This is a genomic window from Undibacterium sp. Xuan67W (assembly GCF_049340165.1).
Classification (GTDB): Bacteria; Pseudomonadota; Gammaproteobacteria; order Burkholderiales; family Burkholderiaceae_D; genus Undibacterium.
On sequence record NZ_JBMPPN010000003.1, the window covers coordinates 271,703 to 294,982 of the forward strand.

Here is a 23,280-nt window from a genome sequence, read left to right on the forward strand (position 1 = left end):
AGCATTCAAAAAATTTTTATGTCGATTCCTCTGCGTCTGACTGACCGTAAGCGCGAAGCTATTTTGCAGGCGGCGATTACCGAGTTCCTCGCTCATGGTTTTGATGCCACCAGCATGGACAAAATTGCGGCCAGTGCTGCCGTCTCCAAGCGCACGGTGTATAACCATTTTCCCAGCAAAGACGATTTGTTTGAGGCAATTTTGTTGCAGCTCTGGGACAGCAGCGCTGCACTTGCCGAGATTCGTTATCAGCCAGGCCAAGCCTTGCGTGAGCAATTGATGGCTTTGATACAGCAAAAAATGAGCATGCTGAACGATAAGAGCTTTATGGACCTGGCCAGAGTGGCGATTGCAACAGCCATCCACGATCCTGTGCGGGCGCAAGAGATGATCGCCCGCATGGGAACTCGCGAAGAAGGCGTCACCGCGTGGTTGCGCGCTGCGCAAGCCGATGGACAGATCAGAGACATCGACCCGGAATTCGCAGCCCACATGCTGCAAGGACAGATCAAGGCATTTGCATTCTGGCCGCAAATCGCAATGGGGCAGCCTCCTCTGACTGATACGCAACAGGCGGCAGTGATACAAACCGCCGTCGATATGTTTCTGGCTTACCTCGCTGTGAGCACGGTCGGGTAAGTACAGCACCTGCCTGCTACCAGGGTAAAGATTCGCCACGATAATCGAAGAAACCACCGGAATTCTCCGGCAGCAGCCTGTCGATCACATCGAGAAGTCGTTCCGCTGCCAGCTCCGGTGCTTGCACTTCCAGGCCAGTCTTACTGAAGGCAGACGACAAACGGGTGTGCACCGTGCCCGGATGCAGCGCGACACAAATCGCCGCTGGCTGGCGATGGTGTAGTTCAATTGCCGCTGTGTGAACAAGCTGATTCAATGCCGCTTTTGAGGCGCGATAGCTATACCAGCCGCCGAGCTGATTGTCCCCGATGCTACCGACCTTGGCAGATAAACTGGCGAATACGGCTTTGCCTTCGCGTGGCAACAAAGGCAAAAAATGCTTCATCAGCAGCGCTGGGCCGATCGCGTTAATGGCGAACGACTCCGCCATCTGAACCGCATCAATTTGGCGCAAACTTTTTTCAGGCTGCAGGCGTTCGTTGTGAAGCAGTCCTGTGGCGTCAATGATCAGGCGTATCTCACCTGATGCCGCAACATGATTCGCGCAGGACTCAATCTGCGCTTCGTCGACCAGATCCAGCACTGGCGTGCTCTGGCGGCTCAAAGGGATGACCTGAGCGAAGGTTCCCGAGGCTTGCAGCGCTGACAGCAGCGCCTTACCAATACCGCCGGTGGAGCCGATTACGACACACACTCCACCTGCGTTGAAGGAAGACAACCCAGCCATATCAGGCTTTTTTATTCCATGCACTGCACCAGCCTTTGGCATTTACTTGCTTGCCACCGACGGCACCGCATACACCCCAGGCGTCGCCTGCTTTGCCCTGAAACAACTGGCAGTTGCCGCAGTTGCGTCCCGTGGCAAAGGTAGCATATTTTTTTGCATCTACTTTGCTTGCGTCGTGTTTATAGCCGAGTGCCGTGGCAATCGGGTCAGTTTCTTCAAGCTTGCCAGCTTGGGCTGTTGCCATGCCGGAACCGCTAAGTAAAACGGCGGCTGTCGGTAGTGTTGTAAAAATGAATTGTCTGCGGGAGGTCATGATGTGTCCTTGGCGATTGGCTTGAGGGAGCGCAAATTCCTTTTTCGTTTCAAGAAACCAAACTAAGAGTCGCATGTTGTCTCATAGTTGTCCCTAAAAAAATCAAATAGTTGAACCTGCATGGTTAATTTAGGCTTATTTCTCTTGTTTGTCCAGTCAATGAATCGTAATATGTGATATAAATCGGTTCAAATCTATATTCTTTGAATAAAGTGAACTGGTTAATCTCAATAGGAGCCAATGATGAACACGACCAATACCGCTAATGACCCGCATACCCCAACATACCGCAGTGGCGTTGCGGCTCGCCTCGCCGGGGTTCCGGTCGAAACCTTACGAGTCTGGGAGCGCCGATATAAAGTCGTGGGGCCAAGCATGAGCTCCAGTGGGCAACGGTTGTATTCGTCTGCAGAAATCCGTCGCTTGGCATTGATTAAACAATTGGTTGATATGGGACATCCCATCGGGTCTATTGCCACAATGTCAACGGACGCACTGATCGCAATGCGCAGTGCCACCAAAACCTTAGAGGCACCTCGTGACAACGGTGAGGTTTCAGCGCGCTCTTCGCGCGTTATATTGGTAGGTCCGCTGCTATCTTCCCGTCAGTTTGAACATACCTTGGATGATAGTGCCCTTGTGATTGTTGAGCGCTTTGTTAATTTGACGGACGCAAGCAATCCACACCAACGCGTGGCTGCTGATATTCTGGTAACAGAATTTCCGATTTTGAATGAAGCTTCCCAAGATGCGATTGCCAGCGTTAAAAATGCTTGTGGTGCCACGCAGGTTATTGTGTTGTATCGATTTGCACCAAGTGCGGTAATAAGACGTTTGCGCTTAGCCGGTTTTGAAGTCGCCAGAGCACCCTCGGACGCGGTAGAAATCGAAGCTTTATGCCGTGCGTTGTTGCGTATCCCGTCAATTGAATCAAAGATCGCCGCTTCGGTACCACCGGCGATTGCAAGCGTTCCGGCGCCTCCTCGCTTTGACGAACAAGGTTTAATTGCCTTGGCTAATTCTTCTAACACTGTGTATTGCGAGTGCCCGCGCCATTTGGTTGAACTGGTATTGAGTATTAGCGCTTTTGAACGTTACAGTGCGGAGTGTGCCAATCGTGGGCCAGAGGACGCAGCGCTACATTTAGATTTGCAGCACACCGCGGGACACGCGAGAGCACTTCTGGAGGGTGCTCTGCTGCGGGTTGCCACCGCTGAGGGAATACATGTCCCGCCCACCCGAACTACATTAAGAGCTCTTACTACAAATGGATAACAGGTTTTAGCGCATCAACCAGTTTCTTTAGGTGAGGTAAAAAGGCATTTACCTCACCTTGTAAAATTTGCTGGAGCTGTATTGCCTCATTAAGTTTTTTCTCTTTACAGCTGAGCTCTATTTTTTTTGCGATATCAGATATAGGTTCCGCTCCAAAATAACCGATGACGCCTTTTAAAGTGTGCGCAGTTCGCAGAGCTTCATCTAATTGATGTTGAAAGAGTGCGGCAGCAATATCATTTACGTGAGTTGGTATTGTAGTGAGCGCAAGGCTACCGACAATACGGATGATCCCTACATCCATTTTACTCAACCCGGTGGCATAGTCGAAGTCTGAGATTGTAATCGAGGGCGATTTCACTAATTGAAATTGTGTGTTAGGTGCAGTCTCTGATTTGTTAGCTAGTATAGAACCGATAGCCATCAGCAATTCATCAGCATGAATAGGTTTAGATAAATAGGCATCCATACCAGAGCTGATGCAAAGATCTCTATCCCCTTGCATGGCATTTGCTGTCATCGCAATAATAGGAAGGTGATCTCCCGTGTGCAGTTCGCTTTCTCGAATGGCTAGAGTGGCATCGACTCCACTCATGACCGGCATTTGCATATCCATCAAAACGACATCGAAATGATGTTCGCCTATGAGTCTTAATGCTTCTTCACCAGTCTCGCAAAGCGTCACATCATGCCCAGATTTTTTCAAGATAGTAGTAGCAACCCGCTGGTTGATAGGATTGTCCTCCGCAACCAAAATATGTAGCGACGGTGAAGTCATCGAGATCGTAGGCTCAGGGTTAGTTTTATACTTGGTTGTGGTATTCGATTCTTGTAGTGAGTTGTAAATTGCTGCTTTCAACTCTATTGAAGTGAATGGCTTCGGTAACCGAGTCTCAATACCTAACAGTCGGCATCGGTCTGTATCTTGATGATCAATATTCGAAGTCAGCAAGAGAAATGGCAACTTTATGAGTGCAGGTGTTGCCCTACATGCCTCAACGACTTCAAACCACTTGATCCCAGGCATATGGGCGTCAAAAATTACCATGTCGTAAGGATCTGTAGTGTCAATTGAACGGATAAGTTCAGTCAGAGCCTGATCTCCGTTATCGACACAGATTGTCGTCATATACCACTTGTGTAAGGTATCGACCAAAAATTGCAGATGTGAAGTGTTATCGTCAGCGACTAATATCGTTAGTCGTGGTAGATGAGCTGACGACGGACGATAATGATCGGTATTGGCTGCTTTGAATTGCGTAGTGAAATTGAATGTGCTGCCACGTCCGGGAGTACTGCTCACCCAAATTTTTCCACCCATTAATTCAACTAATTTAGACGAAATAGAAAGCCCTAAGCCTGTGCCGCCATATTTACGCGTAATCGAATTATCTGCCTGAGAGAACATATCAAAGACAGATTTAATTTTATCTTTTGCAATCCCGATGCCAGTATCAGAGATCTTAAAGTGAAGCTGAATACCTGCATCCGCAATGAATTCATGGGTTACCTGTATGGAAATTTCACCTTTATTAGTGAACTTTACTGCGTTACCTATGATATTAAACAAAATCTGTTTGAGCCGACCTGCATCTCCGATGAGCCGGCGGCAATCTTCAATTTGGAAATCAGTAATGAGTTCAAGGCCTTTCTTCTCTGCCTGTATTGCTAGGGGTCTAATAGCTTCTTCGAGAAGATCCGCGAGTTCGAACGTTGTATTTTCAATGACAATTTTTCCCGCCTCAATTTTTGAGGAATCTAGAATGTCGTTGATAATATGTAGCAGCGAATCTGACGAGGTTTTAATCATATTGAGGTAGTCACGCTGTTCCTCGGTCAAATTTGTATCTAATGCTAATTCTGTCATCCCGATAATACCGTTCATTGGTGTTCGGATCTCGTGCGACATGGATGCTAGAAATAGGCTCTTCGCAATACTTGCTGCTTCCGCCATTTCTTTTGCTTCCATCAATTCTGCTTCGTAGCGCTTACGCTCGGTAATTTCCAGAACTACGCCAAGCATTCTTTTTGCCCGCTGAGACGTACTATAATCAACCTTGCCCAATGCATGAATCCAGCATTCTTTCCCATCAATTGGGCGAATGATTCGGTATTCGTTGCTGAAGGTAGAACCACTTACCAATACCTTTTGTATTGAATTATTCACCATCGCTACGTGATCGGGATGAATGATTCCTAGCCATGCCTCATAGTCCTTGCTTCTGCCTGGAATCAACCCTAAAATTTCCTCCATGGTTTCGGAACAAGTGAACTGGTTTGAAGACAAATCAAATGAAAAACTACCAATTCGCCCAACCTCTTGGGAGTGCCGCAGTATTTCTTCACGTTCGATCAATTGGTGCTCGATTTTTCTTTTTGCAGTCAGTGTTCTAAATAGTAAGCTAACCAATAGCGAACCCAACAGACACAAACCGACAGCAATCGTCAGAATGTTTCTTCTATGACGGTAATAGGGCTGCAGAACAGTGTCGACAGTTTCGCCGTTGAAAAAAATGGTTTGTAGTTCTGGTAAACGGTAGTAGCCGATAATTCGGTCTACTCCATCAATTGGAGAAACTCGCTGGTAGCTGCCAGTCAGGTCTCGAGCGGAGCTGACGTCAATCAGTTGCTTGCTTTCGTTTACTGTTGCCGGATATCGGGCAATAAGATCGCCACTGTCTCGGACCACTGCAATAATTTCGTCAGAACGAAGATCGAGTTTTTTTGCAAAATTAGTAAAAATATCTGGATTGACCGAAATGACTAATACGCCGTTAAACGCCCCGTTTTTTAGAATCGGTCTGGTAAATTGAATTGACCATTTACCTGATACTTTTCCTTTTACCGGTTTGCTAATAAACAGATTGTCTAAATGCGGCGAGTCTTTATGTACTAAAAAATGCTGCCTTTGACTTAAGTCCGTTCTATCCGTGGGTTTGGCGAGATTGGAAAATTCAAGGATGCCATCTGTATTTATGACAGCGACCTGAAAGGAAATATCCTGGATGATTTCTTGCCTGTGTCGCACAACTTCCGCAAAACCTTTCCATTCACCTTTCCAGTTTGCTCTGAGGTCTAATAAGGTCTCATCTAGGCGTTTCACGTTTGAAGATGAGTATTCTGCAAAAATTTGTGCATGAACTTTCGTCCGAAAATTAGCCTCATGGATGTAGCTTTCCCGGCTTCGGTAAAGCTCGAAAGAAACGATCGTACAGATCACTGCCAGCGACGTGATGATGGCCAGAATTATTTGGTGACGAAACCGTGCTCTAGCAATTTTCATAGGTCAGCCATATGACATAGATGAGAGAGGGGTACTTGCCTGTTACAACATATAAGCAGGTAACCGGAGTTATAAAATATTTCTAATCTGCAAATTTATTTTTAATTTCCAATACTCCGTTCCAGGCATTGAGAAACGCATCCACACATTTTGGACAGAAGTGTTTGCCAGAATTGTTGATGATATATTGGCGAGCATCGTCAATTGGCCAGGGCTTCTTGTAAGGCCGTTCAGAGACCAGCGCATCAAAGACATCCGCGACGGCGACGATCCGTCCAGACAACGGAATTTGTTCCCCGACGAGTTTTAACGGGTAGCCGCTGCCATCAAATTTTTCGTGATGACTTCCAGCGATTTCCTCACCGAGTTGAATGATTGGCGCATCACTACCGCCCAGAATTTGGGCTCCAATCGTTGCGTGACGACGCATGATGGCCATTTCCTCATCGTCGAGTTTCCCTGGTTTCAGCAAGATGTAGTCAGGTGTTGCCAACTTACCTACGTCGTGCATTGGCGCTGCATCCAGAATCATTTGCTGGAATTCTTCCGATAAACCTAATGATCGGGCGATCAGTTTTGAGTAATGCGCCATGCGCTGGACATGGGCTCCAGTCTCTGGATCTCGGTACTCGGCTGCTTTCGAGAGCCGTATAACTAGCTCACGCTCTCTTTGGCGAATGTCTTGCGTTGCTTTTTCTACTTCATGCTGTAGTAGTTTTGCCTTATCTTCTAACAAAGTTTGGGCATGACGCAACGCGAGTAGATTTCTGATTCGACTTCGGCATTCTGGGACATCAACTGGTTTGGCAATAAATTCTGTCGCTCCGATATTGAGTGCTATATGACGAATTTTTTTCTCATTTTCAGTAGTAACCATCACTATGGGAATGCTCGCGCAATGAGTGAATTGCCGGACGATTTTGATGAACTCATGTCCGTTTAGCTCAGGCATCATGTAGTCGACCAGAATTAAATCTGGCGTATTGCTGTTGCACCATTCCACCGCCTTGACAGGATCGCTAAATGTGACGGGCGTTAAGCTGGTGACTGACTCTGCCAAAGCCGACAGCAGCATTAAGTTAATGTCGTTGTCATCCACGATCAGGACGGTCGATTTCATTATTGTTATCCTCAAAATTGTGCGACACCCTGCATCGTGCAAAAGCATCAGATGTGAACAAGACATCGTAACGACATCCTCGGTAACGTCAGAGTTAAATAGTGGGGTTTGGCTTCGGCATGGAATGGGCCGATAAGACACAACATCGTCGCGGGGGATGGGCGACTGACTTGAACTGGTGTAAGCGTTAAGAGACGGGGCAGAGTGTCTTAATGCTATAAGAAACTAAATGAATGAATTCATCTTATCAGCAAATTCTCTTGAGGAAATGTAATTTAATGATTGTTCACGATTACGATATTTATTCTGCTAAGACATCTCGACCGACGGAAAAAATCCGATCCAGAGCCAGGAGGAACAATGGTTGATTTAGTCGGTGATCAAAATATTTTTTTAAACTGATTGATAGTTTCTTCAGCAAGCAAGAGTTCGTTTGCAACATCGCTGATTGTCTTGCGATTGGCGCGTGCATGCGCTCTCAGAGCATCAAACGCCGCATGCCTGTCAGTCTGAAATTTCGCCATTAATACGCCGACTGCCATGCTAGTTTCTCTTCCGGACGCCAGAGCTGACGTGAGACTTAGTTCCGATTTTCGTAACTGTTTGATCTCTGATGCGCGAGCAAGGCTTGCTTCTAACGTTGGAATTAAATTGACAGTGTCGACCGGCTTTACCAGATATCCAACGGCGCCATAGCTAATTCCTTGTTTGATAATATCGTGGTCAGTACTCGCGGACAAAAACATGAAGGGTACATCAGTCTCAATCTGAAGGCGCTTTGCTAAATCCAGGCCAGACATTCCAGGCATGTTGACATCTAGTAATGCAAGATCAGGCTCACTCATCATCACGATGTTTAACGCATCTTCGCCACATCGGGCCTGCGTTATCCCGTAGCCAGAATTCTCCAGAATTTGACTTAACAGCATGAGCGTTACCTGGTCGTCATCAACTATTAGGATATTTTTACCAGGTTTCTTGATAGGTGACATGATGATTTGCAGAGAAAATGGAACGTTACGAGACGCGTCTTATGCGATGCCGAATGAGTTTGATCATACACGTTGGTTCGTTATGATACTGTGGCCTAAAAGGAACAATCTATCCGAGAAAATTCTTTGAGATATCACAATGTTTTAACTTCTTTACGCCAGATTTTCAGCTAATATAATACCTGTAAGAAACACATAAGAGTGCTAAAGGACTTAAACCCTGTCATTGGCATCTCCATTCTCTACGGCCCACACCCCGCCAATCAAGCATTTCAATTAAATCCACTCGCGTTTTTCTACATCAGTTACATGCGGTGTTGTATTTAAATAATCTAAATATTTTTTTGATATGATATGCCGGTAGTCTGTCACATGTCTCGCAAGCGAAGAGTGTCTTACATATCGGTGTTAACGGGAGCTTAAAATGGGTATCTCTAACTTAAAAATCGGCGTGCGCTTAAGCTTGGGTTTCGCATTTGTTATTGGTTTGTTAGTCGTGATCGTTATAATCGGTGCGTCGCTATTGACGCTGATCAATACCGAAATTGATCTGACGGTCAACGATCGCTACCATAAAATTGATGTCTTAAATGACGCTAAAAGCGCAGTCAATCTGCAGGCAAGAAACCTGCGCAATATTCTCTTAATGACAGACGATGCCGAGATTAAATCAGAGATCGAGTCAATACATAAAACGTCAAAAGAAGTCTCAGAGGACTTAGATAAGATCGGTAAGCTCATACGAGCGCCTAAGGCTATTTCGTTATTTCAAGATCTCGTTGATAAGCGTAAAGCATTTGCTTCTGCTCGCGATCAAGTAATACAGCTCGTTAATGAGGGCAAAAAAGACGAGGCACGCGACCTGTTGTTCAAACTAGCCAGACCTGCGCAGCTTGCTTATTTTGCCACTCTAGAAGAGCTGATCAAATTTCAAGAGAACTTAATGTTAGACGCTGCTGCCGAAGCCGAGCACACAGCAAAATGGGGAACGTATCTCATGATCGGTATAGGTACCGTTGCTGTGCTTGTGAGCATATTGATTGCCTGGTTAATTACTCGCAGCATTCTGGTACCGGTTAATCGCGCATTACACATTGCCGAAACAGTTGCCAAAGGTGATCTCACAACAACATTTGAAGTTGAAGCCAAAGACGAGATTGGTAATCTACTCAGGGCGCTAAAGACAATGAACGAAAGTTTGGTCAAAATTGTCGGCGAAGTGCGTTCAGGTACTGATGTGATTGCGACCGCTTCCGCGCAGATTGCATCTGGAAACCAAGACCTTTCTTCTCGCACTGAGCGTCAGGCTAGCGCCCTGGAGGAAACGGCCTCGTCAATGGAAGAACTGACGAGTACAGTTAAACAAAATTCAGATAACTCTCGGCAGGCCAATCAACTTGCCCGGAGCGCTTCGGAAGTTGCGGTGAAAGGTGGGCAAGTGGTTTCGCAAGTGGTCGGTACCATGGGTTCGATTACTGAGTCATCCAATAAAGTCGTCGACATTATTAGCGTCATCGATGACATTGCGTTTCAGACGAATATTCTGGCGTTAAACGCAGCGGTGGAAGCGGCTCGTGCTGGTGAACAAGGACGAGGATTCGCTGTTGTCGCGTCTGAGGTGCGTAATCTGGCGCAACGGTCAGCAACGGCAGCAAAGGAAATTAAAACGCTTATCGCCAATTCGGTGGAGCAGGTAAAGATCGGTAGCGCACTTGTCGATCAGGCTGGCCAAACCATGGACGAGGTCGTCACGAGCGTGAAGCGAGTTACAGATATCATGGAAGAAATCAGTGCGGCTAGTGTAGAACAATCTGCAGGGATTGATCAAATCAATCAGGCAGTTATAGAAATGGATAATGTGACGCAGCAAAATTCTGCATTAGTTGAGGAAATTGCAGCAGCGTCAGAGTCCATGCAGGATCAGGCGCGAACTCAGGCAGACGTAGTTAGCGTGTTTAAGATTGATCAAGCTAGCGTTAATCACTTAGTTCGGAGCGACCCAGAAAAACTAACAAATTCGGTTAGGAACTCTAAGAAGGAAGTCAGCGCATCTGCAACAAAACCACGCCCTGCACCACAGCGTCCAAAGGCAAATACAATTGCTCGCCAGCCATTAGTTGCTGTTGCTCCAACCAAAGCAGCTCGGTTTTCGCATAGTACTGCTGAGGGCGACTGGGCTGAATTTTAATAGAGATAGCAATGGGCGCTCGTTGTTATTGGTAATTCCGCCTAAAATTTAATCATAATCGAAAAGCCTCGGTAGTCTGCTGTTGAGGCTTTTTTGTATTCGTAGTCGACTAAGCAAATTTTTTGACGCATTCAAACCAAAATGTGTTGAGCACAACAACCCCTACTCCAAACCCATACATCGCGGTGCTTGGCGCGCTAAACGAAAATAGATGGGCGAGAAACGGTATTGTCATGATCAGTGTCAGTGCCACTATAGCTGCGACGACAATTTTCCAGAAATAAGGATTTTTGATTCTTAGTATTGTCCACGCAGGCTGGTTGAGCGAGCGGTTTGCCAGAATCAGTCCTAGGTTAGATAATACCAATACAAAGAAAGTCAGCGCTCTAGCGCTATCATCGGAGTTGCCCGATGCACGAGCCCAGGCGAAGAGTCCGATCAGAGTTAACAGCAAACCAGCACCCTGCCATAATCCGCGATACACCACTTTTTTATCAAATAGGCGAGTACTCGATGACCGGGGTGGATTCTTCATATTGTCGGTATCTTGTGGCTCAGCCTCGAAGATGACAGAGCAGGCAGGATCAATGATCAATTGCAGACTCAGTACGTGTACGGGCATTAATAACATTGGCCATCCCAGTAGCACGGGTATCAGAGATAACCCCACTATCGGAACATGGACAGCTACCACAAAAACAATCGCTTTCTTTAAATTACTGAATACGCGGCGTCCGTATCTGACGGCGGTCACTAACGAAGAAAAATCGTCATTCAATAAAACCAATGCGGCCGCCTCACGGGCGACGTCGGTACCACGCGCACCCATCGCCACACCAATGTTGGCAGCCTTTAATGCCGGAGCGTCATTCACGCCATCACCAGTCATCGCAACAATTTCGCCATGCGCACGATACGCATTGACGAGACGTAGTTTTTGATCTGGCTGAACCCGGCAAAAAATATCTGTCCCCATTAGTTTTTTCTGAAGATCCTCATCACTTATCGTCGATAGTTCGGTTCCTGTGATCAGGTCGCCACCAGTTGCTAAACCTGCTTGTTTGGCAATCGATAGTGCCGTTGCCGGATGATCGCCAGTTATCATAACAACCCGAATGCCAGCTTCATGACATTCTTGAATGGCAGTGGCAACATCGTCCCTGACAGGATCTTCTAAACCGACCAAACCCAGAAATTCAAAATCAAAATCATGCTGAATTTCAGGTAGTTTTTTTTCATGGAATTCAGCGCGAGCTACGCCGAGTACACGCAGGCCATCGGCGGCCATTTGTAATACCTGCTCTGTAATACGCGTACGATCTTGTTCATGTAGATGACATAAATCAATAATCGCTTCTGGCGCACCTTTCGCCGCAATCAAATACGCACTTTGATCGGGTGACTGCCATACGCGAGACATTGCCAGCATCTCATGTGACAGCGGATAGTCATCAATGAGTGTCCAGTTTGTATGTAGGTGTTCCGTATTCGACAGCAATGTCTTTCCTGCGTTGGCAATCGCTGTTTCCATCGGATCAAAAGCGCGACGATGACTCGCCAGAATCGCGAATTCTAAAGTTTCGTGCAAATTTTCCTGTAGTGTTTGTGTTTGCTTTGCATGGAAATCAAAAATCTCTTCTTGCAATTGCAAACGTCTCACTGCCATGCGGTTGGTGGTAAGGGTTCCTGTTTTATCGACACACAATATAGTGGTTGCTCCCAATAACTCGATAGCTGGAATACTTCGTGCCAATACTTTCTCTTTGGCTAAACGCCATGCACCCAGTCCTAAAAATATCGTCAAAATAACAGGAAGTTCTTCAGGTAATACGGCCATTGCTAGGGTCAGTCCAGCCAGTACCCCATGTAACCAATCTCCTAGCTTGAGCCAATACACCAAAGCCAATACGCATGCGAGTAATAGTCCGACGACGGCTACCCGTTTCACGACCAGAGCGGTTTCTTTCTGGATAGGCGTATTTTGTTGGGTAATGCCAGTAAGTGATAGCCCAATTTTTCCTAACGCACTTTGCTGACCAATTGCGGTGACCCGTCCCGTCGCAGTTCCCCGAGTTACCAAAGTGCCGGAGTACACCAGATTGATTGCTTGATATTCATCCTTATTTTGGCTGGCAGATTGTGTTTCGATTGCTTGCTTAAGTACAGGAACGGATTCACCCGTTAGCATCGATTCATCGACGGTCAAATTGGTCGTATCAAGTATCACAATATCAGCAGGAACACGGTCTCCTTCCGATAGTAAGACGATGTCACCATATACCAGCTCCCGACCATCAATTTTTTGAAGCTGCTTATTACGGATGACCAGCGCCTGTGGGCTGGAAAGATCCCTCAGTGCATCGAGCGACCGCTCTGTGCGCCGTTGCTGAAAAAAAGTCATTGCCATAACGACGAAGACAAACGCAAGCAGCATCAACGCTTCACTTAAATTGCCGAGCGCCATATAAATACCGCCGCAAGCGAGCAACAACAGAAACATGGGCTCAGTGACGATATCTTTGACTAAATGCAGAATGGTTCCCGGCTTGGATGTGACCAATTCATTAAAGCCACCTGAGTCGCGTTGTTCGGCAATTTGTACGTCACTGAGTCCCTGATGGGGTGAATTAAAGTCTGTCATGAGTGCTCACTAATGTGGATACACCAAGAGTAACGGTCTGCCGATCATGAATCCGCTCGTTAGCGCACAGACGCATTTTTTATTTTCTCTTATGGTACGAATTGATTGATCTATTGGCTTTGAGCTAAAGCAATCTCTAAGAAGATGAGTGCAACAGGCGATGGGCAATGCCCACATCAGGCAGTGACATCTGAGTACAAACAGAAGAGGCATTAATCGCCTTTAACAGAAATATCAAAACATAGTTCTGACAAGTACTATTAAAAAATGGGAGACGGTTCCATGGTTCCGACAAAGAATAAAATTCATTTTCTTGTCGTAAATGATTCCGATGTCATGCAGAAAATCATCGTTGCTCTATTGAAAGAACTTGGTTATCTGAAAATCTCTTTGTCGGATAACGGTGAAAAGGCATTGCTTTCAATTAAAGCGGCATTACTGATCGGTGCACCGATTGATTTCATTATTTCCGACTCCACGATGCCAATGATGACTGGTCTGGAGTTCATCAGGGAAGTGCGCCAGTTAGACGGGATGAACCATATCCCCATTCTTATGGTAACTGCGCAAGCAAAAACAGAGGACATCATCTCGGCCGTCAATGCAGGCGCGGATAGTTATCTGGTGAAGCCATTTAAAGCTAATAGCCTCAGAAAAAAAATAGAGGGCTTACTGGTGTCCCACCACTTGATGGATGCACCGATTGTCTTTGGCGGCTTGGGGCAACAATAAAAACTTCATACTATGTTGGGCAGCGAACCGAACCAGAAGCACTTTAACCATACTCTCCATTGATCCCGAGCGACCTTATAAAGGAATCAAGATGAACAAGACTCACGCCAAAGTGGAAGCAACGCATCACATCAAGCAAGCACCTAAATTAATTGAATTGAGTGAGCATCATCAGGCAGCGGCACGCTTCCATGAACACGCTTCACGTTATCACTTAGAAGCTGCAAAACACTTTGAATCCGGTCAGTTTGAGGCAGCAACATTTCATGCTCACATTGCTCACGGACATGCTTTAGATGCCCTGCAGCAGAGCGACGAAGCGGCACGCATCCACGCACGAACGCACACGCCCTCTCATTCGACGGCAGAAAAAAAGACATCCAGTTAGGCTATTACAAATTTAGTTTTTGTGCCGTCTGTTTCTATTTATCGCAATGTATTTTCAAATTACCAAAAGCTACTATGAGCTATCAAAGCATCAATCCAAATACAGGACAAGTAACCAATATTTTTAATCAATTAAACTATATTGAGTTAGAAAAGCATGTTGAAACAGCAAGCGATTGTTTTACTCTTTGGCGCAAAACAAGTTACTCGGAACGATCCGCAATTTTAGTCAAAGCGGCTGGCTTAATGCGCGAGCGCATCGACGAATTTGCGAGACCTGTTACGATGGAAATGGGTAAATTATTAGAGCAGGCCAGAGGAGAGGTTCTTGTTAGTGCCGATATTATTGAGTACTACGCGGAGAATGCCGCTGAATTTCTGGCACCACATATATTGACGCCCAGTTTAGGATCCGCCTATATAGAGAATAGTCCCCTTGGTATTTTATTTGGTGTGCAGCCATGGAACTTTCCTTATTACCAGTTGGCACGCTTTACGGCCCCCAATCTGATGGCAGGCAATGTCGTGATGGTGAAACATGCGGCATGCGTACCTCAGTGTGCGCTGGCATTTGAGCAGTTATGGCTCGATGCCGGCGCGCCGGAGGGACTGTATACAAACCTCTTTATTTCATACGATCAGGTCAATCGGGTGATTGATGACCGGCGTATTAAGGGTGTTGCTCTGACGGGTAGCGTTGAGGCCGGTAGGTCCGTCGCAGAACGTGCCGGGAAGAACCTGAAGAAATCAACGATGGAATTAGGTGGCAGCGACGTATTCATCGTACTCGAAGACGCAGATCTGGATCGCGCAGTATATTGGGCGATATGGGCAAAGATGAATAACACTGGGCAATGCTGTGTTGCTGCAAAGCGATTTATTCTTGTTGAGTCGGTAGCTGATGGATTCATAGCGAGCTTTCAAAAAGCTTTACGTGCATTAGTTCCTGGCGATCCCATGGAAAGCGCTACAACATTAGGTCCCTTGTCTACCGAATCCGCACTTCTTAAACTCCTTGAGCAAGTAGCGCGGGCGGTTACTGCGGGGGCGACCTTAGTCATGGGCGGGAAACGGATTGATCGGCCGGGATTTTTTATGGAGCCTACGATTTTGACAAATATTGCACGTGGAAATCCTGCTTACAACGAAGAGTTCTTTGGCCCTGTCGCGATGTTCTTCCGTGTGAAAGATGAAGATGAGGCGATTGCTTTAGCGAATGACTCTGAATTTGGTTTGGGTGGGTCTGTATTTACCCAAGATATCGAGCGGGCAAAGCGGATCGCAAGTAGCATCGATACGGGGATGGTATTTATTAATCACCCGACTTGGACCAGTCCGGATCTGCCATTTGGCGGGGTAAAAAATTCTGGTTACGGTAGAGAGTTATCGAGTCTAGGTATTCAGGAGTTTGTAAATAAAAAACTGATACGTGTCCAGGCGCTTGATGCGCCAGCATAAATCAGATGATTGACGTACTTTATGCGACGTGAATGTGAACTAAAGCACACTAAGGGGTAACTATGACAAGTACAACGGAACCGGATGCAGGAAAATCAGGTACGTTCACCATCGGTACTTTTACAATACACCGTCTTGGTTATGGGGCGATGCAGATTACTGGTAAAGGCGTATGGGGTGATCCACAGAATAAAGCCGAGGTGATGCGGACATTACGGCGTCTGCCAGAACTTGGTGTAAATTTTATTGATACTGCCGATTCCTATGGACCAGATGTGTCTGAGTCACTGATCCGTGAGGCATTACATCCCTATAAAGGCTTGCTAGTGGCGACGAAAGCGGGTTTGACCCGCAGTGGTCCTGACGCATGGGAAATGCTTGGTCGTCCAGAATATTTGCGACAGCAGGCTCTGAAAAGTTTGCGACATCTTGGGGTAGAGCAAATCGGGCTGTGGCAACTACATCGCATTGATCCTAAAGTACCTCGTGATGAACAGTTTGATGCAATCAAGTCGCTGATTGCTGACGGAATCATTGCGAATGCGGGACTTAGCGAGGTTGGCATTGAAGACATCGAGGAAGCATCTCGTTATTTTACAGTGGCGACAGTACAAAATCGATATAACCTCATCGATAGAACTAGCGAAGATGTGCTCGACTACTGTACGCAACACGGAATCGGATTTATACCGTGGTATCCGCTTGCTGCCGGTGAACTGACGAAGAATGGCTCTGTACTTGATCAGATTGCAAAGTCGCATGATGCCCACCACAGCCAGATTGCACTTGCTTGGCTATTGCAGCGAAGTCCTGTGATATTGCCGATTCCCGGGACTTCTCAAGTCACGCATCTGGAACAAAATATTGATGCAGTAAACATAGCGTTGAGTAAAGCAGAATTTGACTCACTCAATCGTGACGGAAACGCCCTGTTTAAACGCAACAAGATGCCGCATTGAGAGCCACAATAATCGCCGGCACGAAACGAGCGATTATTCAGAGATTGCGGCCTTATTTATATTGTGGTCCAGTCAGTAAAAAAGCGCCGCCCTGATAGGTCGTTGTAATATCGTCGGCAGCCGGATAGGCGCCGCTGTCAGGGAAATTCTCTGCGAATGACAGTGAGCTGTCTTTTGCCTGAAAACCCAGATGCGCCGCTTTTGTGTTGTCCCACCAGCTTGCCGGATTATTCGATACGCCAAATGTGATGGTATGGCCGACTTTGGGGGTGAAAATTGAACAGCGTAGCAATTCGACCAGATCGTCATAGCTAAAGTAGGTCACCATCATCCGGCGGTTTTGCGGCGCAGGGAATGAGGAACCGATGCGAATACATACGGTCTCAATGCCGAAGCGATCATAGTAATAGCGTGACAGGGATTCGCCAAAACATTTGCTGATACCGTACATGCCGTCCGGGCGAGGCGGCATATCGGCATCGATGACATCGGTCGTTTTGTAGTAGCCGACGGTGTGATTGGAGCTCGCAAAAATCACGCGCTTCACATTTGCCTTATGCACCGCTTCATAGATATTGTAGGTGCCCTGAATGTTTGCATGCATGATGGCTTCGAAATTCGATTCCGTCGAGATCCCGCCGAAGTGCAAGACCACGTCAACGCCATCCATCATTGCAATGACCGCTGCCTTATCCGACAGGTCGCATTGCACAATTTCTTCGCCAGGTGCCGCTGTGCCGAGATCGCTGATGTCACTCAGGCGCACGATGTCAGCCCAGTCTTTCACCCGTTCGCGTAAAATTTTTCCCAGACCGCCGGCAGCGCCAGTGAGTAAAATGCGTTTAAAAGGTTTAGGTGAGCTAGGCGTAGTCATAAAAATCCCGTGCGATTCAATCATGGTCAAAGAGAGTAGATAAATATAGCAGCTGTGGCTGCGGTGTGAGTTGAAGCCGCATGCATTTAGGTGATCGGTGCGGGGTTGAATAGCACTAACGCATTATGCAACTTCCAATGTTCGGCCCAGGTTTCTTTACCGCTGGCGACATCGAGCAGCAACTGAAACAATTCCCAGCCTACATCCGCGATACTGGCTTCCCCGCTGGCGATCCGGCCAGCGTTGATATCCATCAGATCATGCCAGCGACTGGCTAATTCATTCCTTGTAGCGACTTTTACTACCGGCACGGCGGCAAGGCCGTAGGGTGTTCCGCGACCGGTAGTGAATACATGGAGATTCATTCCCGCCGCTAGTTGCAGCGTGCCGCAAATAAAATCGCTGGCAGGTGTCGCTGCATAAATCAGTCCCTTTTGCGTGAGTTTGTCTCCTGGCGAAAGCACGCCGGATATCGTGCTGCTTCCGGATTTGACAATCGATCCCATGGCTTTTTCTACGATATTTGACAGCCCACCTTTTTTATTGCCGGGAGTCGTGTTGGCACTACGATCGACGCCGCCTCGCTTCAGATAATCGTCATACCACTGCATTTCCCGGATCATTGCCGCGGCGACTTCGGGATTTTCCGCTCGCGAGGTTAGTTGATCGATGCCGTCGCGCACCTCGGTTACTTCTGAAAACATCACGGAGGCGCCAGCCCGTATCAGCAGGTCGGTAGCGAAGCCTACTGCGGGGTTTGCCGTCACGCCAGAAAAAGCATCGCTGCCACCGCACTGCACGCCTACTACCAGATCTGAGGCCGGACAAGTTACGCGCCGGCGCTTATTCAACTCGGTAAGTTGTTTTTTTGCTGTTGACATGATCGAGTTGATCATTGATTCAAAACCGACATGTTCCTGATCCTGCAAGCAAACTACGACAGGGTCGCCGCCGTTCTGTATGGGGATCGATCCCTTCGGGAACAGGCGGGTGGGCTGAAGTTTTTCACATCCCAGACTCACCACCATGGCTTGCCCGCCAAAGTTCGGATTCAGACTGATATTGCGCACCGTGCGGATAGGAATCATGGCGTTTGGTGCATCAATCGCGACGCCGCAGCCATAAGTGTGCTCCAGACCGATGACATCATCGACATGCGGATAATGGGGCAGTAACTCTGCTTTGATGCGCTTGACGGCATGTTCGACAACGCCCGCCACACATTGAACGGTGGTCGTAATCGCCAGAATATTTCGCGTACCGACCGAGCCATCGGCATTACGATAACCCTGAAAACTGTAACCTTCTAATGGATCTGAGGCAGGGGCTTTGCGTGTGCCGATAGGCAAATCCTCTAAGCCTCTTGCCGGAGGCAGCTGCACCAGGGATTCTTCGATCCAGCAACCCTGTTTAATCAGCCTGACTGCGTAACCAATGGTGACGTTATAGCGAATGATCGCCGCCCCGGCATTAATATCGACTAAGGCCAGCTTGTGACCCTGAGGGACATTTTCTATGAGTGCCAGACCACAAGGGAAAATGGTGCCAGCAGGAAGTCCTCCATCGTTAGCCACAATCGCAACATTGTCATTGCCATGCATCTGGATGTACAGAGGGTTTTTTCCGGTGGCGTTCGTCATTTTCTGATTCCCTTGATCATAATTATTTCCTGATTTGTAAGAATTATTTAAACCACCCGATGTAATTGCAGTAATTGGTCATACCAGATAAATTTTTCTGTCATTTTGTTTCATCTGGGACTAATTACAACAAATTCGCGTGCCTTGTTCATTCTTCCTATGAAAACCAGAAAATAACTCAGCGCAATAGACGTTTTTCTTAAGAAACGATGCAATAATCTGCGCGATTTATTTTAAATGTTGTGGCGAGTATGCCACCAAAAAAAATATCTGGCTAGTCCACATTGCAAATTTGGTCTGACCAAATTAGAATGGCCTGACCGGATGCATTCTTTTACTTTTTAAAAGTTGGAATCATGTTGAAAAAAAATAGCCTCCCTGGTGAATCCGGTGTGCATGAGCCGCGTTTGTATCGCGTTGTCGCCGACCGGATTCAGGGTTTGATTGCAGATGAACAGATAGGGCCCGGTGAGCGCCTGCCATCTGAGAGGGATCTGGCGGCCAAGCTCAGTGTCAGCCGTGCGTCCTTGCGGGAAGCCTTGATTGCGCTGGAGTTGGGTGGAGTGATTGAAGTACGTGGCGGTTCTGGTGTGTATGTCAGTGAAAAACCTGATGTGCCCGCAGATCTGCCGGAAGTAGGGCCTGGTCCGTTTGAGGTGTTATCAGCCCGTCGCCTGATCGAGTCGGAAGTTGCTGCGATTGCCGCCAGAGTTGCGACGGATTCAGCGATCGATGCGATTTTAAAAGCGGTGCTGGAAATGGAAAAAAATCACGCCAATTATTCGAGCAACGAACAGGCGGATCGTAATTTCCATTTATCAATCGCCAGAGCAACGGGTAACAGTGCATTAGTTGGCACCATTGAATATCTGTGGGATCAGCGTGGTCGTCTCTGGCATAAGTTAAAAGAACATTTTCAAACTGAGGAGTTACGTCAGCAAACACTGACCGATCACCGGAATATTCTCGAGGCAATCGCTGCGCATGACCCGGCAGAAGCCAGGCGCGCGATGCGAGCCCATTTAGAAAGAGTGACGCGAACTTTTTCAAGAGGATAAAAGAGAGTCAGTAAAGAATATAGGCAGTAAAGCGGGAATCCAGTCAAAGCAAAACCAGATAATTTGCGACAGATTGTCCGTGTAGGGGTTTTCTATTTTGACCGGCTGCGACCTCGATGAGACCTTGCTCTCGTCCTCGTTGCAGTGGCACAGAGTACGCGAGGTGCTCCGACTAGTGATCCAGTGCTGACTGGACATAAGAACTTCACGAAGAAAATTAGAAGGAGACAAAATGAAACAATCTAACAACCGGCAAAAGCCAGCTTTTACCTTGTCGGCAGTCACATTGGCTGTCCTGACGCTGGCCAGCCAGGTGCAGGCGCAGGAAGTACAACGTGTTGAAGTCACAGGCTCATCCATCAAGCGACTCGCCAGTGAAGCTTCTTTACCAGTGACAATGATCAATTCGGACGAAATTGACAAGCGTGGCATGACGACGCTGGCAGATCTGATGATGGCTTTGCCTGAATCTAGCTCACTTGCCCCATCGAATGCCGGTTCCGGGACGAATATCAATTTGCGCGGCCTGGGCGTTAATCGTACTCTGGTATTGCTGAATGGCCGCCGCCTGGCAAACGAGGCGATTGCTGACGGCTACGCGAATCTTGACGTATTGCCGATGAGTGCTATTGATCGCGTCGAAATTCTGCGTGATGGTGCATCGTCGATCTATGGTTCTGATGCGATTGGTGGCGTGGTGAACTTCATCACAAAGAAAACCTTCAAAGGTGCTTCTGTCTCTGCGCAGATGGTCAAGCCTGAAAAAACTGGTGGTGCTGATGAGCAGCGCTTTAGTTTTATCGTTGGTGCGGGTGATTTGCAAACGGATGGCTGGAATGTATTTGCAACCGCAGACGGACATCGCAGAAGCCGCCTGCTCGCCTCTGACCGTACCGACCTGAGTAATGCCGATATTCTAACAAGTATCGGTCGCGCTCCAACACTTGCGAGCGGCGGTTATGCTTATCCGGCGAACTTCACTACGGCAACGAATAAGAATGCGGCAAATCCGTATTACACATCCGGCTGCGCTGCTCCTTACTCAATACAGGGTGCGAAGAACACTTGCGTAATCAATGCGAATCAGTACGGTACCGCTTTGTACGGTAATGAACAAGTTACGTTCTACGCGAGAGGCACAAAAAAACTCAGTGAAGATCACACCATCAGCATCGATTATTCAAGGGGTCAGGAATTCATTCTCGGTACTAAAAATCCGACAACCAGTCTCGCGGCAAACGGCGTCAGCGCATTACTGCCATCTACCAGCAAGTGGTATCCGGGCGGTAGCGGCGGTGTACCGGCAGTCGCAGGCCTGAAAGGTGAGCCTTTGACTGTCACCTGGAGCGTCGCTGATCTTGGTGAAGCTACTACAAAGGACGTTCAGGTCAATCAACGCATCGGCGTGAGTGACGAAGGCAGTTTTGCCGGGTGGGATTATAAAGCTGGGTTTGTATATGGTCATAGCCAGCGTGACAATTACTATGAATCTGGATATGTGAACGGTCCTGGCCTATTGAAAGGAATTGCGAACGGTAGCTTGAATCCTTTTGGTTTGCAGGATGCTACCGGCCTTGCTTATCTGAACAGCATTTCCGTTGATGGTGCACTCAACAGGCATTCAATTAGTACCTATACCGGCCTTGATCTGACAGTGACCAAGGAACTTACACAATTAGCGGGCGGTCCTTTGACCTTGGCGATTGGTGGTGATTTGCATCGTGATACGACCGAAGATACAAAAACTGATATTACCTCGGTAGTGACCTATGCCGCATCTGGCCCGTCACATGGTCAGGGGTCACGTAATGTCGCTGCGCTATATGCGGAAATGGAAATCCCGGTCACCAAACAATTGAGTTTTAACGTGGCGGTGCGTGATGATCATTTCAGTGATTTTGGTAATACCATCAATCCTAAAGCCAGCTTCCGTTACGAACCAACTAAAACACTGATGTTCCGTGGCTCCGCCAATACTGGTTTCCGCGCACCGACTTTGTTTGACCGGTATGGCTATCGTGTCGCCGGTGCAAATACGACGACCGCATCAAAATGGGATGATCCTGTGCAATGTCCAGGTGGCACGCCAGGCGTTGCGGGTACAGGTAAAGCCTTACCGGGTTTGGTTGCATCGGCGGTCTGTAATGTCGCCTTGCCACGCCAGACCGGTAGCAATCCTGATCTGGTACCGGAGACTTCACGCGGTGCCACTTTAGGTCTAGTGGTTGAACCGATGAAAAATTTCACAGCCTCATTTGATTACTGGCATATTGAAATGAAAGACATGCTGGCGAATTTGCCTGAGCAAGTGTACTTTCTGAATCCAACTAAATATGCAGATCTGTTTGTCCGCAATGCAGATGGCTCACTGAATTACATCAAGAACATCACGATGAATCTGGGTGGACAAAAAGCCAGCGGTATCGACGTTGGTCTCACTTATAGCATCCCGAAAACTGCTTACGGTGATTTCAACTTTAAACTCGATGGTACCTACCTGACACAGTTTGATAATCAGCTTGAAAAAGACAGTGCCTATATTTCCAATATCGGTCGTTTCGGTGTTGCAAGTAACGGTACGACCAGTAGTTTCCCTATCCTGACATTCCGCTGGAAACATACGCTGGCAATGCGCTGGAGCAAAGGTGACTGGACTGCTCAATTGACCGAGAACTACAACACGGGTTATCACGATCAGAATCTGGTTGCGGCACAATATTTCCGTGATATCGAGCCGTATTCTGTCTGGAACCTGACAGGCACTTATCGTGGTTTTAAAAATATGACGCTGGCAGCAGGGATCACGAATTTGCTGAATGTCAAACCACCTCTGACAAACCATAGCGCTTATACATACGGCTATCTGAGCAGTGCAGCCAGTCCGATTGGCCGTGCTTTCAATGCTCGTATGACTTACAACTTCTGATCCATTACCCGGATATGTCAATGATGTCCGGGCAATGTCTGAGGTTTGTATGATGAGCAGCAAGAGCC

The 23,280-nt window shown here is 47.4% G+C and carries 17 protein-coding genes; 9 read left to right on the forward strand and 8 right to left on the reverse strand.

Features of this window, described 5'->3' with window-relative positions:
* Positions 1 to 18 precede the first annotated feature (18 nt).
* Complete coding sequence (locus ACO0LE_RS04340) at positions 19 to 639, forward strand: TetR/AcrR family transcriptional regulator (RefSeq protein WP_422959183.1); 621 nt, start codon at positions 19 to 21, stop codon at positions 637 to 639.
* A 16-nt stretch (positions 640 to 655) separates the two neighbouring features.
* On the opposite strand, the gene ACO0LE_RS04345 is transcribed toward ACO0LE_RS04340, so the two are convergent.
* Complete coding sequence (locus ACO0LE_RS04345; protein ID WP_422959184.1) at positions 656 to 1,366, reverse strand: SDR family NAD(P)-dependent oxidoreductase; 711 nt, start codon at positions 1,364 to 1,366, stop codon at positions 656 to 658.
* A 1-nt stretch (position 1,367) separates the two neighbouring features.
* A complete protein-coding gene (locus ACO0LE_RS04350) occupies positions 1,368 to 1,679 on the reverse strand; it encodes a high-potential iron-sulfur protein (protein WP_422959185.1) in 312 nt (103 codons plus the stop codon).
* A gap of 243 nt (positions 1,680 to 1,922) precedes the next feature.
* Between ACO0LE_RS04350 and ACO0LE_RS04355 the strand changes: the two genes are divergently transcribed.
* Positions 1,923 to 2,954 carry a MerR family transcriptional regulator gene (locus tag ACO0LE_RS04355; protein WP_422959186.1) on the forward strand — a complete coding sequence of 344 codons (1,032 nt, stop codon included), beginning with the start codon at positions 1,923 to 1,925 and terminating at the stop codon, positions 2,952 to 2,954.
* Here the strand turns inward: ACO0LE_RS04355 and ACO0LE_RS04360 are convergent.
* From ACO0LE_RS04360 to ACO0LE_RS04370, 3 genes are all read right to left on the reverse strand, one after another.
* Positions 2,941 to 6,237: a response regulator gene (locus ACO0LE_RS04360; protein WP_422959187.1), complete on the reverse strand. Its 3,297-nt coding sequence runs from the start codon at positions 6,235 to 6,237 to the stop codon at positions 2,941 to 2,943. The two genes, ACO0LE_RS04355 and ACO0LE_RS04360, sit on opposite strands and share 14 nt — an antisense overlap.
* An 82-nt stretch (positions 6,238 to 6,319) precedes the next feature.
* Positions 6,320 to 7,357: an HD domain-containing phosphohydrolase gene (locus ACO0LE_RS04365; protein ID WP_422959188.1), complete on the reverse strand. Its 1,038-nt coding sequence runs from the start codon at positions 7,355 to 7,357 to the stop codon at positions 6,320 to 6,322.
* Between the two features lie 380 nt (positions 7,358 to 7,737).
* On the reverse strand, positions 7,738 to 8,349 hold the full coding sequence (locus ACO0LE_RS04370) for an ANTAR domain-containing response regulator (RefSeq protein ID WP_422959189.1): 612 nt from the start codon (positions 8,347 to 8,349) through the stop codon (positions 7,738 to 7,740).
* Between the two features lie 424 nt (positions 8,350 to 8,773).
* On the opposite strand from ACO0LE_RS04370, the gene ACO0LE_RS04375 reads away from it, so the two are divergent.
* Positions 8,774 to 10,537, forward strand: coding sequence for a methyl-accepting chemotaxis protein (locus ACO0LE_RS04375; protein ID WP_422959190.1), 1,764 nt, complete (start codon positions 8,774 to 8,776; stop codon positions 10,535 to 10,537).
* A gap of 109 nt (positions 10,538 to 10,646) precedes the next feature.
* Here the strand turns inward: ACO0LE_RS04375 and ACO0LE_RS04380 are convergent, their stop codons facing one another.
* Positions 10,647 to 13,178: a cation-translocating P-type ATPase gene (locus ACO0LE_RS04380; protein WP_422959191.1), complete on the reverse strand. Its 2,532-nt coding sequence runs from the start codon at positions 13,176 to 13,178 to the stop codon at positions 10,647 to 10,649.
* A gap of 282 nt (positions 13,179 to 13,460) precedes the next feature.
* Here ACO0LE_RS04380 and ACO0LE_RS04385 point away from each other — a divergent pair, with 282 nt between their 5' ends.
* The 4 genes from ACO0LE_RS04385 to ACO0LE_RS04400 all read left to right on the forward strand — a co-directional run bounded on the left by ACO0LE_RS04385 (position 13,461) and on the right by ACO0LE_RS04400 (position 16,714).
* Entirely contained in the window at positions 13,461 to 13,910 is a 450-nt protein-coding gene (locus ACO0LE_RS04385; protein WP_422959192.1) for a response regulator, read from the forward strand.
* A 91-nt stretch (positions 13,911 to 14,001) separates the two neighbouring features.
* A complete protein-coding gene (locus tag ACO0LE_RS04390) occupies positions 14,002 to 14,298 on the forward strand; it encodes a hypothetical protein (RefSeq protein WP_422959193.1) in 297 nt (98 codons plus the stop codon).
* Between the two features lie 74 nt (positions 14,299 to 14,372).
* Positions 14,373 to 15,755, forward strand: coding sequence for an NAD-dependent succinate-semialdehyde dehydrogenase (locus ACO0LE_RS04395; protein ID WP_422959194.1), 1,383 nt, complete (start codon positions 14,373 to 14,375; stop codon positions 15,753 to 15,755).
* A gap of 62 nt (positions 15,756 to 15,817) precedes the next feature.
* The gene (locus ACO0LE_RS04400; protein ID WP_422959195.1) at positions 15,818 to 16,714 is read left to right on the forward strand and encodes an aldo/keto reductase; all 897 of its coding nucleotides are present in this window, start codon (positions 15,818 to 15,820) and stop codon (positions 16,712 to 16,714) included.
* Positions 16,715 to 16,766: 52 nt separating this feature from the next.
* On the opposite strand, the gene ACO0LE_RS04405 is transcribed toward ACO0LE_RS04400, so the two are convergent.
* Together ACO0LE_RS04405 and garD are read right to left on the reverse strand one after the other, a co-directional pair.
* On the reverse strand, positions 16,767 to 17,588 hold the full coding sequence (locus ACO0LE_RS04405; RefSeq protein WP_422959196.1) for an NAD-dependent epimerase/dehydratase family protein: 822 nt from the start codon (positions 17,586 to 17,588) through the stop codon (positions 16,767 to 16,769).
* 86 nt (positions 17,589 to 17,674) lie between these two features.
* Positions 17,675 to 19,228 (reverse strand): galactarate dehydratase, encoded by a 1,554-nt coding sequence (garD, locus tag ACO0LE_RS04410; protein ID WP_422959197.1) that lies wholly within the window; start codon positions 19,226 to 19,228, stop codon positions 17,675 to 17,677.
* Between the two features lie 356 nt (positions 19,229 to 19,584).
* Between garD and ACO0LE_RS04415 the strand changes: the two genes are divergently transcribed.
* Positions 19,585 to 20,286 carry a FadR/GntR family transcriptional regulator gene (locus tag ACO0LE_RS04415; RefSeq protein WP_422959198.1) on the forward strand — a complete coding sequence of 234 codons (702 nt, stop codon included), beginning with the start codon at positions 19,585 to 19,587 and terminating at the stop codon, positions 20,284 to 20,286.
* 232 nt (positions 20,287 to 20,518) lie between these two features.
* Positions 20,519 to 23,212 (forward strand): TonB-dependent receptor plug domain-containing protein, encoded by a 2,694-nt coding sequence (locus tag ACO0LE_RS04420; protein WP_422959199.1) that lies wholly within the window; start codon positions 20,519 to 20,521, stop codon positions 23,210 to 23,212.
* The last annotated feature ends 68 nt before the right edge of the window (positions 23,213 to 23,280 follow it).